3 protein-coding genes are annotated in these 14,846 nt (G+C 74.4%); 2 read left to right on the top strand and 1 reads right to left on the bottom strand.

The features are described 5' to 3' along the window. Nucleotides 1-95: 95 nt before the first annotated feature. Nucleotides 96-12,137: a non-ribosomal peptide synthetase gene (locus tag BJ999_RS19345; protein ID WP_179834589.1), complete on the bottom strand. Its 12,042-nt coding sequence runs from the start codon at nucleotides 12,135-12,137 to the stop codon at nucleotides 96-98. Nucleotides 12,138-12,223: 86 nt separating this feature from the next. Between BJ999_RS19345 and BJ999_RS19340 the strand changes: the two genes are divergently transcribed. Both BJ999_RS19340 and BJ999_RS19335 read left to right on the top strand, forming a co-directional pair. Further along, a complete protein-coding gene (locus BJ999_RS19340) occupies nucleotides 12,224-13,531 on the top strand; it encodes a salicylate synthase (protein WP_229810548.1) in 1,308 nt (435 codons plus the stop codon). Between the two features lie 25 nt (nucleotides 13,532-13,556). After that, nucleotides 13,557-14,339, top strand: coding sequence for an Fpg/Nei family DNA glycosylase (locus tag BJ999_RS19335; protein ID WP_179834588.1), 783 nt, complete (start codon nucleotides 13,557-13,559; stop codon nucleotides 14,337-14,339). The last annotated feature ends 507 nt before the right edge of the window (nucleotides 14,340-14,846 follow it).

The raw sequence follows: 14,846 nt of genomic DNA, 5'->3' as shown, positions 1-14,846 counted from the left end.
TTCCATGTTGGGGGGAGGGGAAGCCGGAGGTGTTGATCAGGGATATTAGGTTAGCCTTGCCTAACTAGGCAATGGCCGGGCGGGTATGAGCCGCCTCACTCCCGCCGAGCCGCCTCTTTCCCGCCGGCGGGCGCGAGCCGGGCGAGCAGGCCGGACACGGTGGGCGCCGCCATCAGGGTCGCGATCTTCAGATCCGCGCAGCCGGGCTCCCGCCGGACGCGCCGCACCAGCTTCATCGCGAGCAGCGAGTGCCCGCCGAGGTCGAAGAAGTCGTCGTCCGGGCCGACCTCGGGGACCCCGAGCTCCGCGGCGAAGATCCGGCACAGGGCCGCCTCCCGTTCGTCGCCCCGGCGCGCCGCCTCCGGGGCCGCCTCGGCGGTCACGGCGCGGGCGGTCAGGACGGCAGGCAGCGCGGCGACCCGGACGCCGGGGTCGTCGGCGACGGCCGCGAGCAGCGCGATCAGGCCCTCCGCCAGCGCGGCGACCGTGCCGCGGTCGAACAGGTCGGCGGAGTAGTCGACGATGAGCCGGAGCCCGTCCGGGCCCTCCCGGAAGATGAAGTCCAGGTCGAACTTCGCCGAGCTGGGCCCGAACAGCGCCTCCCGCTGCTCCAGGCCGGGGAACAGCACGTCGCCGACGCCCTGGTTCTCGTACCCGACCATGACCTGGAACAGCGGGTTGCGCCCGGGCACGCGGCGCGGGCGCAGCGCCTCCACGACCGCCTCGAACGGCAGGTCCTGGTGGGCGAGCCCGGCGAGGTCGGCCTCCCTGACGCGGGCGAGCAGCTCGGCGAACGCCGGGTCGCCGGACACGTCGGCGCGCAGGACGAGCGTGTTCACGAAGAAGCCGACGAGGTCCCGGGCAGCCTCCTCGGTGCGTCCCGCGACGGGGCTTCCGAGGGGGATGTCGTCGCCCGCGCCCATGCGGTGCAGCAGCGCGGCGACGGCGGCCTGGCAGACCATGAACATGCTGGCGTTCGCGTCCCGCGCGACGCGCCCGAGCCGGCCGGTGAGGCCGGGCGGCAGGTCGGCGGTGAGGGTGCCGCCGCGCTGCCCGACCGTGCCGGGGCGCGGCCGGTCCACCGGCAGCGGGATCTCCTCGGGCAGGTCCGCGAGCGCCCGCGCCCAGTGGTCGAGCTGGCGGGCGTGGACGCTGCCGGGGTCGGCCGGGTCGCCGAGCAGCTCCCGCTGCCACAGGGCGTGGTCGGCGTACTGGACGGGCGGCGGCTCCCAGGCGGGCTCCTTGCCGTCCAGCCGGGCCGCGTACGCCTCGGCCACGTCGCCGGCGAACGGCCCGAACGACCACTCGTCGAACGCGATGTGGTGGAAGACGGCGAGCAGCAGGTGCTCCCGCTCGCCTTCCGGGAAGACCGCGACCCGCAGGGGGATCTGCTCGGCGAGGTCGAACGGCCTGGCGATGACGTCCTCGGGCGCGCAGGTCGCCACCTCCAGGACGGGCCGCACCTCGTCCGGGTCGAGGATCCGCTGGTAGGGGACGCCATCGTGCTCGGCGAAGACCGTCCGGAGGCTCTCGTGCCGGGCGGTGACGTCGCCGATCGCCGCCTCCAGGGCCGCGAGGTCGAGGTCGCCCAGCAGGCGGACCGCGAGCGGCAGGTGGTAGGCGTCGCGGGGCCCGTCGTCCTCGCGGAGCAGCTGGTCGAGCATCCACAGCCGCCGCTGGGCGGACGACAGCGGCACGCGCTCGGGCCGTTCCCCCGGTTCCAGGACGGGCCGGGCCCGCACCTCGGCGCCGCGGTGCAGGCGCCCGGCCAGCTCCGCGACGGTCGGCGCCTCGAACAGGTCGCGGATGGCGAGCTCGGCGCCGAGCACCGCCCGGGCCCTGCCGACGAGCCTCGTCGCGAGCAGCGAGTGGCCGCCGAGGTCGAAGAAGTCGTCGTCGATCCCGGCGCCGGGCGCGTCCAGGACCTCGGCGAACAGCGTGCACAGCAGCCGCTCGACGGGGGTGCGCGGGGCCCGTCCCGTGCGGCGCGGGCCGTCCTGCCCTGGATCGGGCAGGGCGCGCCGGTCGAGCTTGCCGTTCACCGTGAGCGGCAGCGCGTCCAGCGTCATGATCGCGCTCGGCACCATGTATCCGGGCAGGCGCGCCTTGAGGCTCTCGCGGACCCGCGCGGCCAGCACGCCGTGGTCGCGCGCGGCGACCGGGTCGTTCGCATACGAGGCGGGCGCGCGTCCGGGCTCGGCCGGCAGGCACGCCGCTCCCCCGCCGAACACGGCGTCATAGCGGCCGGCCTGGTCGGACGGTGTGAGCACGACGTCCGGGAACAGTTCGTGCAGCGTCTCGGGCTCGATCCCCTCCGGGGCCGAGGCCAGCGCGGCCCGTGCCTCGTCCGGCGAGGCCCCCTCGCGCAGCGCCCGGAGCGCCGCGACCTCGCCGGAGGACCTCGGGTCGGGGATGCCCCGGACCCGCAGCGGTCCCGTCGGCCTGTTCCCGAGATCGTCGAGGGCGGTCCAGTCGATGGCCGGGGCCGGCGGGGCGGGGGCCGCGTCCTTGCGCAGGACGACGTCGTACCGGTGGCGGGTCAGCTCGTTGTGGTGGATGCCGCGTTTGACGAGGACGTCCACGCGGGCGGGGCCGTCCAGCGCGGTGAAGAAGGCCGGGTCGAGGAGGAGCTCCTTCTCCAGGCGGACGGCGCGCTCGATCGCGTCCAGATCGCCCCCGCCGCGTCCGAGCTGGACCGCGGCGTGCAGGCAGCGCACCGTGCGCAGATCGCGGACGTCCCCGATGAACAGGGCGCCGCCCGGGGCGAGCAGGCGCATCGCCTTGGCGACGACGTCCTCCAGGTAGGCGGCGCCGGGGAAGTACTGCACCACCGAGTTGACGACGATGGTGTCGAAGTGGCCTGCGGGCAGGCCGCCGGTGTCGTGGGCGGGCCGGCAGCTGAGGCGGACGGGCGAGCCGGAGCCGACGGCCTGCCAGTCCCGGGACGCGGGCTCTGCGGCGCCCCCGCCGAGGTCCGCGCGGAGCTTGGCGATGACCGGCTCGGAGAAGTCGCTCCCCCAGTACTCCTCGCTGCCGGGCGCGAGGCGGGTGAGGAGGAGGCCCGCGCCGACACCGATCTCCAGGACGCGGCGGGGGCCGAGCGCGCGGATGCGCTCGACGGTGGTCTCGCGCCACTCGCGCATGTGGTCCAGCGGGATGGGGGCGCCGTCGTAGCTGCTGTCCCAGCCCGCGAACTCCTCGGCATGGACGACCGTGCCGACCTCGGTGTACTCGGTGTCGTAGATCTGCCGCCACTCGGCGAGCTGCTCTTCGGCGGCGCCGTCGCGGGAGCCGTCCGGGACGACGTAGCCGATGAGGCGCTTGACGCCGGGGACGCCGGTCTCGGCCGCGACGACGGCGGCCTGGCCGACGCCGGGCTCGGCGGCGAGCGCGGTCTCGATCTCCTCCAGCTCGACCCGGTAGCCGCGGATCTTCACCTGGTCGTCGGTGCGGCCGAGGAAGTCGATGTTGCCGTCGTCGCGGACGCGCACGAGGTCGCCCGTCCGGTACATGCGCGCTCCGGGCGGGCCGGAGGGGTCGGCGACGAAGCGCTCGGCGGTCAGGTCGGCGCGTCCGAGGTAGCCGCGCGCCAGCCCGGCGCCCGCGATGTACAGCTCGCCGGGCGCGCCGGGCGGGACGGGACGCAGCCAGGAGTCCAGGACGTACCCGCGGGTGTTCCAGATCGGCTTGCCGACGGTGGGGGTGGCGCTGTCCTCGGTGCCGCCGCCGAGCGTGTTGATCGTGTACTCGGTCGGGCCGTAGAGGTTGTAGCCGAGGACGCCGTCGGCGCGTGCGAGCCGCTCCCACACCGCCGTCGGGACGGCCTCGCCGCCGAGGAGGACCAGGGGCGGCCGGTGCCCGCCGTCGAGGAGGCCCTCTTCCAGGAGCTGCTGGGCGTAGGTCGGCGTCACGTTGATGACGTCGATCTCGTGCTGGCGCAGGTAGGCGGTGAGGGCCTGGGCGTCGCGGCGGAGGTCCTCGTCGCAGACGTGCACCTCGTGGCCTTCGATGAGCCAGAGCAGCTCCTCCCACGACATGTCGAAGGAGAAGGAGACGGTGTGGGCGATGCGGAGGCGCCGCCCCGCCGACGCGACCACCGGGTCGAAGATGTTGGCGCGGTGGTTGAACTGCATGTTGGTCAGGCCCCGGTAGGGCGTCACCACGCCCTTGGGCCGACCGGTGGAGCCGGACGTGTAGATGACGTAGGCGGGGTGGTCGAGCCTGCCGGGCGTGCCGGGCGCGAACCCGGGGACGTCGTCCGGCGCCAGGTCGTGGGCGGGCAGCGCGGCGAGGGCCCGCGCGGTCGCCGGGTCGTCCAGGGCGAGGGTGGCCCCGGAGTGGGTGAGGCCTGCGGCGATGTCGCGGTGCGAGACCAGGCAGACCGGGGCCGAGTCCTGGAGCATGTAGTCGAGCCGGTCGGCCGGGTAGTCGAGCTCCAGCGGCAGGTAGGCGGCACCCGTGCGCAGGACGGCGAACAGGGCCACGACCATCTGCGCCGAGCGCGGCAGGGCGAGCGCGACGACCTTCTCGGGGCCCGCTCCGTGGGCGAGCAGGAGCCGGGCGAGCCGGTTGACCTCGGCGTTCAACTCGCCGTAGGTCAGGCGGACGTCCGGCAGCGAGACGAGCGCCGGGTCGCCGGGCCGTTCGGCCGCGCGCTCGGCGAGCAGTTCCGCGACCGTCAGCTCGGGCACGGGACGGCGCGTCTCGTCCCAGTCGCGCCGAAGCCGGTCGTGCTCCTGCGGGACGAGAAGGTCGAGGCCGTGGCACGGGGTTCCGGGCGCCTCGGCGAGCCGCCGCAGGACCTGGACGTAGCGGTCGGTGACGCGCTCGGCCTCGGCCTCGGTGAACGCGTCGCCCCGGTACATGACGCGCAGACCGGCGTCCGGCTCGACGACCATGGTGATCGGGTAGTGGGTGGCGTCGCGCACCTCGCGCCCGAGAACCCGCAGGTCGCCGTCCGGGCCGAAGGCGCGGTCGGTCGGCATGCCCGGGAAGTTCTGGAAGACGAACAGCGTGTCGAAGAGGGTGCCCAGCCCGGTCGCGCGCTGGACGTCGGCGAGCGCGACGAAGGAGTGGTCGAACAGCTCGGACTGCGCGGCCTGGACCCGGTCGAGCACCTCGGCGAGGGCGTCCGCCGGGCCCGCCTGCACGCGGACGGGGACGGTGTTGAACAGCAGTCCGACCATCGACTCGACGCCGTCGACGTCGGGGTGGCGGCCGGAGACCGAGGCACCGAAGACGACGTCGTCGCGTCCGGTCAGGCCCATCAGGACCAGGCCCCACGCGGTCTGGAAGAGGGTCCCGGGCGTGACGCCCCGGTCCCGTGCGACCTCGTCCAGGCGCTCGGCGAGCCCGGCGGGCAGCGCGCGGTGCACCTCGCCGGCGCCCGCCAGGTCGGCGGGCGCGTCGACCAGGCCCGGCCGGACGAGGGCGGGCTCGTCGAAGCCGTCGAGCGCGCGGCGCCAGGCGTCCGACGCGGCGCCCCTGTCGCGGCCGTTCACCCAGTCGAGGAACGCCCGGAAGGGCGGGACGGGGCGGCGGGCCTCGGCGGCGGCGTCGGTGTAGGCACCGAGCAGCGAGGTGACCAGCAGGCCGCCGGACCAGCCGTCCAGCAGGATCAGCTCGGAGGTGAGGACCAGCCGGTGGTCGTCCTCGGCCAGGCGGGCGACGGCGAACCGGATCAGGGGCGGTGCGGCGGGGTCGAACGGCTCGGCGCGCTGGGCGTCGACGAACGCCTCCAGCTCGTGCGGGGCCACGTCGGCGTGCGTCCACGGGGTCTCGAAGTCGTCCGGGACGAACTGGACCGCGCGGTCGCCGTCCGTCCGGAACCCGGCGCGGAGGTTGGGGTACTTCTCCAGCGTGGCGCGCACCGCCCGCGCCATCCGCTCGGGATCGACCGGCCCGGACAGCGTCACCACGGCCTGCTGGACGTAGATGTCGCGGTCCTCGCCGGCCAGCATCAGGTGGTAGAGCAGCCCTTCCTGGAGCGGCGACAGCGGTAGCCCGCCGGCAGGGTCCGCCGTTCGGGCGGGCTCGTTCGTCTCGGAGGGCGCGGCGGTGAGGGCGAGGGCTTCGACGGTCCGCAGCCGGAAGACGTCCCGCACGGTGAACGAGAGGCCGGCGCGGCGGGCGCGGGCGACGAGGAGCGCCGCGCTGATGCTGTCGCCTCCGGTGCGGAAGAAGTCGTCGTCGGCTCCCACGGCGTCGCGGCCGAGGACGCTCGCGGCGAGGCGGGCGAGGACGCGTTCCGGTTCGGTGGCCGGGGCCCGCCCGCCGGCCGGGCGTCCGGGCTCGGGGAGGGCGCGCCGGTCGACCTTCCCGTTGGGATTGAGGGGAAGCTCGTCCAGAACGACCAGTTCGGCGGGAACGAGGTAGTCGGGCAGCAGGGCGCGCAGCGCGGCGTCGAGCGTCTCCGGTTCGGCGTCGCCGGTGACGTAGCCGACGAGGCGGGATCCGTGCGCGGCGACGGCGGAGCGCCGCACCCCGGGCTGCGCGGCGAGCGCGGACTCCACCTCCCCCGGCTCGATCCGGAAGCCGCGGATCTTGATCTGCTCGTCGGCGCGGCCGAGGAAGTCCAGCCCGCCGTCCGGGCGGCGCCGGACGCGGTCCCCGGTGCGGTAGAGGCGGGAGCCGGGCGGGCCGAACGGGTTCGCGACGAACCGCTCGGCGGTGCGGGCGGGGTCGCCGAGGTATCCGCGCGCCAGTCCGTCGCCCGCCAGGTACAGCTCCCCGACGGGGACTTCGCGGAGCGCGGCGTCCAGGACGTGGGCGCGGGTGTTGGCGATGGGCCGCAGCCCGCCCGCCTCGGCGATGAGGCTGTCCCCGGCGGCCTCCGAGCACCCGTACAGGTTGACCAGCCGCGCCGGCACCCTGTCGGCGAGGGCGCCGGGCAGCGCTTCGCCGCTGCTGATCCAGGTGGTCACCGAGGGCGGCAGGCCGCCGTCCGCGAGCGCCGCCAGCAGGCTCGGGACGAGCGTGACGAGGCCGATGCCGTGGCGTTCGATGAAGTCGGCGAGCGCGACGGCGTCGGCGGCGGTCTCGTCGTCGGCGATGACGACCGTGTCGCCCGCGACGAGGCCGCCGAGCAGTTCGGTCGTCCCGTCGATGAACGCGGGCGAGCTCTTGGCGGCGCGGATGCCGGGGGCGGCGAGGCCCGCGCCCCAGGCGAGCCGGTTGACCAGGGCCCGCTGCGTGCCGGCGACGGCCTTGGGCTTCCCGGTCGAGCCGGAGGTGAAGACGACGTAGGACGTGTGGTCGGGGTGGACGTCCGGGCGTTCGCGGCGGGGCGGGTCCGACGGCGGCTCGTCGCGCCCGAGGACCAGCAACGGCCGGACGGTGTCGAGCATCGCGGCGGTACGGGCGGGCGGGTACGACAGGTCGATCGGCAGGTAGGCGGCACCTGTCTTGAGCACGGCGAACAGGGCGACGGCGAACTCGTCCGAGCGGGGCAGCGCGAGCGCGACGACCTCGTCGGGGCGCGCCCCGGCGGCGGCGAGCCGGTCGGCGAGGGCCTCGGCGCGGCGGTCCAGGTCGGCGTAGGTGAGGACGGTGTCGCCGAAGACCAGGGCGGTCTTGTGCGGAGTCCGCGCGGCCTGCGCCTCGATGAGCTCGGCGACGGTCTGGGCGGGTAGCTCGCACGCGGTGTCGGGGTGCTCGACGGGCGCGCCGAGGGAGGACAGCCGGCGGCCGGGATCGGCGGTGACCTGGGCGAGCAGCGCACTCAGGTCGTCCATCAGCCGCTCGACGGTCGAGGCGTCGAAGAGGTCGGCGGCGAACGCGGCGAACCCCTCGACCTCGTCGTCGGCTTCCGCGAAGTACAGGTCGAGGTCGAACTTCACGCCGCCGGTCTCCGGCAGGAACGGCTCCGCGCGCACCCCGGGCAGCGCGAGCCGCACGTCGTCCAGCCGCTGGTGGACGATCATCACCTGGAACAGCGGGCTGCGGGCGAGGGAGCGTTCGGGGGCGAGCCGGTCCACGACCCGCTCGAACGGGACGTCGGCGTGGGAGAACGCGGCGAGGTCGGCGGCCCGCACGCGCTGGAGCAGTTCGGCGAACGTCGGGTCGCCGGACAGGTCGGTGCGCAGCACCAGCGGGTTGACGAAGACGCCGACGAGGTCGGTGAGGTCCTCGTCGGCGCGTCCCGCGATCGGGGAGCCGAGGGCGATGTCGTCGCCCGCGCCGGACCGCTGGAGCAGCGCGGCGACGGCGGCGTGCAGCACCATGAACACGCTGGCGCCGGTGTCGCGGGCCAGGCGCCGCGCCCCCTCCGCCGGGATCCGGAACGGCACCAGCCCGCCGTGACGGCTCGCCTCGGCCGGGCGGGGCCGGTCGAAGGGCAGGACGGTCTCCTCGGGCAGCCCGGCGAGCGTCTCCTCCCAGAAGTCGAGCTGCGGCGCGGTGCCCGGGGCCGCCTCGCGCTGCCAGGCCGCGTAGTCGGAGTACTGGACGGGCAGCGGCCCCCAGCCGGGACCCCGTCCGTCCCGGCGGGCCTCGTAGGCGCGGGCGAGGTCGGCCAGCAGCGGCGTGAACGACCACTCGTCGGCGGCGGCGTGGTGCAGGAGCAGGATCAGCGACCAGTCGGCGTCGCCCGTCCGGACGAGGGTGCCGCGGACGGGGAGGTCGCGTCCGATGTCGAAGACGTGCGCGGTGGCGGCCTTCTCGATGGCCGCCCGCCCTTCGGGCGCCTCGTCCCGCGCGTCGACGACGGCAAGGCGCACGGGGACGTCCGGGGCGAGGACGCGCTGGACGGGCAGGCCGTCCGGTCCCTCGACGAGGAGCGTGCGCAGTGCTTCGTGGCGGGCGACGACATCGGCGAACGCCTGGTCGAGGGCGGCCTCGTCGACCGGGCCGTGCAGGCGGATCCCGAGCGGCAGCGAGTAGGAGGCGGAGGGGCCGCGCAGCCGCTCCTCCAGCCAGAGGCCGCGCTGCGCCGCCGACGCCGGGACGATCTCCGGGCGCGCGACGTCGCGGACGCGGACGGCGTCGGTCGCGACCAGGCGGGGCGCGAGCGCGGCGACCGTCGGCGCCTCGAACACGTCGGCGATGGACGGCTCCGCTCCGAGGACGGTCCGGGCCTTGGCCGCGAGGCGCGCCGCCAGCAGCGAGTGCCCGCCGAGCGCGAAGAAGTCGTCGTCGATGCCGACGCCCTCGACGCCGAGCAGCTCGGCGAAGATCGCGCAGAGGGCGGCCTCGCGGGCGTCGCGCGGCGCCCGTCCCGACACCTCGGCCTCGGGGGCGGGCAGCGCGGCGCGGTCGAGCTTGCCGTTGACCGTCCGGGGCAGGCCGTCCAGGGCGATGAGGGCGGACGGCACCATGTACTCGGGCAGCGCTCCGGCGAGCGCGCCGCGCAGGGCGGCTTCGTCGAGCCCCTCGGCGGGCACGTAGTAGCCGACCAGACGGGGATCGCCGGGGCGATCCTCACGGACGACGACCGCGGCCTGCGCGACGCCGGGCTGCGCGGCGAGCACGGCCTGCGCCTCGGCGGGCTCGATCCGGAACCCGCGGATCTTGACCTGGTCGTCGGTGCGGCCGAGGTACTCCACGGACCCGTCGCGGGCGCGCCGCGCGAGATCGCCCGTCCGGTACATGCGGGATCCCGGCGGGCCGGACGGGTCGGCGACGAAGCGCTCCGCGGTGAGGTCGGGGCGGCCCACGTAGCCGCGGGCGAGCTGCGCGCCCGCCAGGTAGAGCTCACCCGGGACACCCGGCGGGACCGGGCGCAGGGCGGCGTCCAGGATGTGGGCGCGGGTGTTCCAGAAGGGGGTGCCGATGCCCTCCGCGGGGAGGTCCGCGGACGTCGCCCAGATCGTCGCCTCGGTCGGCCCGTACATGTTGGTCGCGAGCGTGGCGGACTCCGCGAGCGACGCGGCGAGCGCGGGCGGCAGCGCCTCACCGCCGACCAGGACGCGCAGGCCCTTCAACGCTTCCGGGTCGAGCGTGCCGAGCAGCGACGGGGTGCCCTGGACGATGGTCGCGTCCGCCAGGAGCTTCGCGAGGGCTGCCGGGTCGCGGACGGTGCCGCGGTCGGCGAGGACGACCGTCGCGCCGCTGATCAGCGGGACGAACATCTCCAGGGCGGCGATGTCGAACGCGATGGTCGTGACGGCGACGAGCCGGTCGCCGGTGCCGAGGTTCAGCCGGGCGCGGGTCGTGAGCAGGAAGTTCGTGAGCGCGCCGTGCGGGACCGCCACGCCCTTGGGGCGTCCGGTGGAGCCGGAAGTGTAGATGACGTAGGCGAGGTCGTCCGGACGCGGGCTCGCGGGCCGGGTGTTTCCGGCGTTGCGAAGTGGGTGGTCGAGGACGAGGAGGTCCGTCCCGTGCGGAAGGAGTGGCGCGGTGTCGCCGGTGACGATCGCGCAGAGCGGCCCGGCGTCGTCCAGCATGTAGGCGAGCCGGTCGGCGGGATGGTCGAGGTCCAGCGGCAGATAGGCGGCCCCCGCCTTCAGGACGCCGAGGAGGGCGACGAGGAGGTCGGGCGTGCGCGGCAGCGCGAGCGCGACGACGCTCTCCGGCCCGGCGCCTCGGGCGCGCAGCTCGGCGGCCAGGGCGGAGGCCCGCTCGTCCAGCTCGGCGTAGGTGAGAGCGGTGTCACCCGCCTCGACCGCGGTGGCGTCCGGAGCCTGGGCCGCCTGTTCCTCGAACAGCGCGACGACGTCGGTCGCGGGCAGGGCGCGGTCGGTGGCGTTCGCCTCGCCGATCAGGGCGCGCTCGTCCGCGCCCATGACCTCCAGCGCGCCGATGGGCCGGTCGGGGTCGGCCAGCGCGGCGCGCAGAAGCGTCTCCAGGTGGGCGAGCAGCGCGTCGATGCGCTCGTCCTCGAACAGCTCGCGCCGGAACGTCGCCTCGACCGTCATGCCCTGCGGCCGGACGAACGCCTCCAGCGACAGGTCGAAGTGCGTGGTGCCGTTGTGGACGTGCGTCCAGCTCGACGCGATGCCGGGCAGGTCCAGCTCACCGATCTCCTGGGCGAGGAACAGCAGCATCGTGTCGAAGAACGCCGAGCGCCCGCGCCCGCGCGCGGGCCGCAGTTCCTGGACGAGCCGGTCGTACGGCAGCGCCTGGTGCGCGAAGGCCTCGGTGACCGTGCGCCCGGCCCGCCGCAGCGCCTCTCGGAACGTCGGCGTCCCGGACAGGTCGGTGCGCAGCACGAGCGTGTTGCCGAAGTTTCCGACGAGCCGCTCCACCTCGGCGTGCTCACGGTTCATCACCGACGACCCGATCGCCACGTCGTCGGAGCCGGTGTAGCGGTGCAGCAGGACCGCGTACGCGGCCGTCATCACCATGTACGGGGTGAGGTTCTCCTCGGCGGCGAGCCTCCGCATGCCCTCGGTCACGGAGTCGTCGAAGCGGCGCGCCCGCCGTCCCCCGCGCTCGGACACGACCGCGCCGCGCGGACGGTCCGCGGGCAGGTCGAGCGGAGCGGGGGGCGGATCGAGGCGTCGGCGCCAGTAGGCGAGGTCGTCCTCGGCGACGGACCGCTGCTGCTCCCACTCGGCGTAGTCGGCGTACTGGACGTCCAGCGAGGGCAGTTCGTCCGGGGCGCCGGCGACGGCGGCGCGGTAGAGCGCGGAGAGATCGCGCGAGAGCGAGCCCCAGGTCATGCCGTCCCAGGCGATGTGGTGCACGACGAGCACCAGCGCGTGCTCGTCCTCGCCGAGTCTGAGCAGCTCCAGCCGGATCGGCCGGTCGGCTCGCAGGTCGAACGGGAGCGCCGCCAGCTCCGCCGCCCGCGCACCGGCGTCCGCGCACCGGACCGGCGGCAGGTCGAGCGAGTCGTCGTCCGCGACGATCTGCACGGCCCGCTGCTCCGGGCCGTCCGCGTAAACGGTGCGGAGGACGGCGTGCCGCCGGATCAGCGCCCGCAGCGCCTCGCGGAGGGCCCCGGCGTCGAGCGGGCCGGACATGCGGACGAGCAGGCAGACGTTGTAGGCGGGGCTGTCCGGGAAGGCGCGGTGGTGCAGCCACATGCTCTGCTGCGCGTAGGACAGGGGGGCCGGTCCGTCCGACCCCCGGGGCGCGAGTCGGGCGGTGTCCGCGCCCAGCCCGGCCTCGGCCATCATCCGCCGCATCAGTTCGCGCCGCCGCGCCGCCGTCGTCGTCTGCTCCACGCTCAACTCTTTCGTCGTCGGCTTCGCCACCGCCGGTTAGGTTAGCCTTGCCTATAAAAAACGTGCAAGGTTAGCCTTACCTAAGTTTGACCTTCCGGCCACGAGAGGGAGCTACCTTGTCCACTGGTCTGCACACCCATGCGAACCCCGTCGAGCTGGTCGTCGAGCATGCCTCGGCGCCGCTCGCCCTCATGGCCCGCCTGGCCGGATCGGGCCTGTTCGGCGATTACGTCGTCTACGAGCGGCCCGGCTCATGGACGTTCGCGGGAGGGATGCTCGCCGAGGTCGTCCTCGACGCCGACGCCGTCCACGCCCATTGGCCGGGCCAGGTCCCGATCACCCGTCCCTGGACGGGCCGCCCCGCCGACGCGCTCCGCGACACGTTCGCCGCCGCGCCCCTGCCCGCCTGGAACGCCTACGGCTGGATCGCGTTCGAGTTCGCCGCTCCTCGCCCCGCCGGAAGGCTCGCGCACCTGATCGTCCCCCGCACCGAAGTACGGGCCGAGCACGGCCGCGTCACCGTCACCGGCGTGGACGAGACGGACATCGAGCAGGTCACCAAGCTCCTGGCCAGGCCGGACGGCCATTCCGTCGGCGAGCCTTCCCCCGTCGACGTCAGAGTCGGCGGCGCCTACCGTGAGCGCGTTGCCGAGGCCGTGACCGAGATCCACGCGGGCCGCTACCAGAAGGTGATCGTGTCGCGCCGGCTGGACATCCCTCACCCGGTCGACGTCGTCTCGACCTACGTCCGGGGACGCGAGGCCAACACCCCGGCCCGCTCGTTCCTGCTCGAACTGGGCGGTTTCCAGGCCACCGGGTTCAGCCCGGAGGTGCTCGCGAGCGTCGACGCCGCGGGGCACGTCATGACCCAGCCCCTGGCCGGCACCCGCGCCTTCGGCCTCGGCGCCGACACCGACGCGCGCACCCGCCATGACCTGGAGACCGACCCCAAGGAGATCTACGAGCACGCCGTCTCCGTCCGCACGTCGCAGGAGGAGCTGTACCGGGTCTGCGACCAGGACACCGTCCACGTCACCGGTTTCATGACGGTGAAGGAGCGCGGGAGCGTCCAGCATCTGGGCTCCAGCGTCAGCGGCACCCTCTCCCCCGACCGTTCCGCGTGGGACGCGCTGGACGCCCTCTTCCCCGGCGTCACCGCGTCCGGCATCCCGAAGCCCGAGGCGATCGAGGCCATCACCCGCCTGGAGGAACGCCGCGGCCTGTACTCGGGGGCCGTCGTCACCGTCTCCCATGACGGCGCGCTGGACTCCGCCCTCGTCCTCCGCGCCCTCTACGCCGAGGACGGCCAGGCGTGGCTGCGCGCCGGCGCGGGAATCGTCAGCGCCTCGACCCCCGACCGCGAATACGAGGAGACCTGCGAGAAGCTCTCCAGCATCGCGCCGCACGTCGTCCCGCGGTCCTGAACTCGTGGCGGGGTAGGAACCCGCCATGCCGGAACTTCCTGACGTCGAAGGCTTCCGCCGGGTGCTCGCCGAGCACACCGGCGAGCCGATCGCCTCGGTGTCGGTGCTCGACCCCGGCGTCCTGCGCGGCGTCACCGCCCGGCGCCTGCGCACGGCGCTGCGCGGCCGCCGCTTCGAGGAGCCGCACCGCCACGGCAAGTGGCTGCTCGCCCCGGCGCAGGGCCCGGTCGTCCTGCTCCACTTCGGCATGACGGGTTCACTCACCTGGCACCGCCCGGACGAGCCGCGCCACCGTCACGACCGCGTCGTCTGGAAACTCCCCGACGGCGAACTCCGGTACCGCGACATGCGCAAACTCCAAGGCGTCCGCTTGGCCGCCACCGCTCAGGAGGCCGACGAGACTCTCGAAACCCTCGGCCCGGACGCCCTGAACCTCTCCCGCGACGACTTGGCCGCCACCCTCAGCGCCCACCGAGGCCGCCTCAAAACGACCCTCACGGACCAGGCGGTCATCGCCGGCCTGGGCAACCTCCTGGCCGACGAAATCTGCTGGCGAGCCCGCATCAACCCCCTACGCCCCGCCCGCGACCTGACCGCTCCGGACCTCACCACCCTCCACCGGGCAATGCGCCGCGTCCTCCACGACTCCATCAAGGCCGCACGCGTCCCGCCTCGCAGAACCTGGCTGACCGGAGCCCGAGACACCCCGGCCCCTACCTGCCCCCGCTGCGGCACCCCTCTGGAAAGCCGCCGCCTCTCCGGCCGCCGAACGGTCTGGTGCCCCCATTGCCAACCGGATGGGGCATAGCAAGGCGGCCTCGGCGTTCGCCTCGATCCTCGCCCCAGGTATTCACGCTCGATGGCCTTCAACCTGCACGCTGATTCCGCGCGCGGAGACCTCGCTCAGGACCCGGTCACGTCCACGTGCCCCGCAGGTGCATCGGCGACTACGACGCGACTGAGGTCGAGTGGAGGCGCAGAGGGCCTCTCGGGGCCGACTCCAGCCTTTCGGACTGCCGGAAGCGGTCTGCCGACGATGTTGAGGTCTCCAGCGACGAACCGGACGCCCAGCCCGCCGGCTTCGCAGTGGCCTAACGCAGGTGACGGTCATCCACCGTCACTTGCCACACCAAGGGTCCTGGCACAGCCAGGCCCTCCTCTTCCAGTCTCACGAACGCCGCCACGTGGACACCTTTCCCGTGCCGAGTCAAAAGGCCCGCGGTTGTAGTCGTGCACTTGGACGACTCCGAGCACCGGCCCCCGGTTCCTGACCTGACATCACAGCCGCCGTCACCTAAGGACTGCCCGCGTAAGC

The sequence above is a fragment of the Actinomadura citrea genome, from assembly GCF_013409045.1.
Classification (GTDB): domain Bacteria; phylum Actinomycetota; class Actinomycetes; order Streptosporangiales; family Streptosporangiaceae; genus Spirillospora; species Spirillospora citrea.
The sequence above is the reverse complement of the archived record's forward strand: the minus strand, read 5'-3'. Positions and strand labels throughout refer to the sequence as shown.

What these genes read in the sequence shown, in the direction of transcription:
- BJ999_RS19335 (WP_179834588.1), top strand. Translation starts at nt 13,557, where the DNA reads ATGCCGGAACTTCCTGACGTCGAAGGCTTCCGCCGGGTGCTCGCCGAG.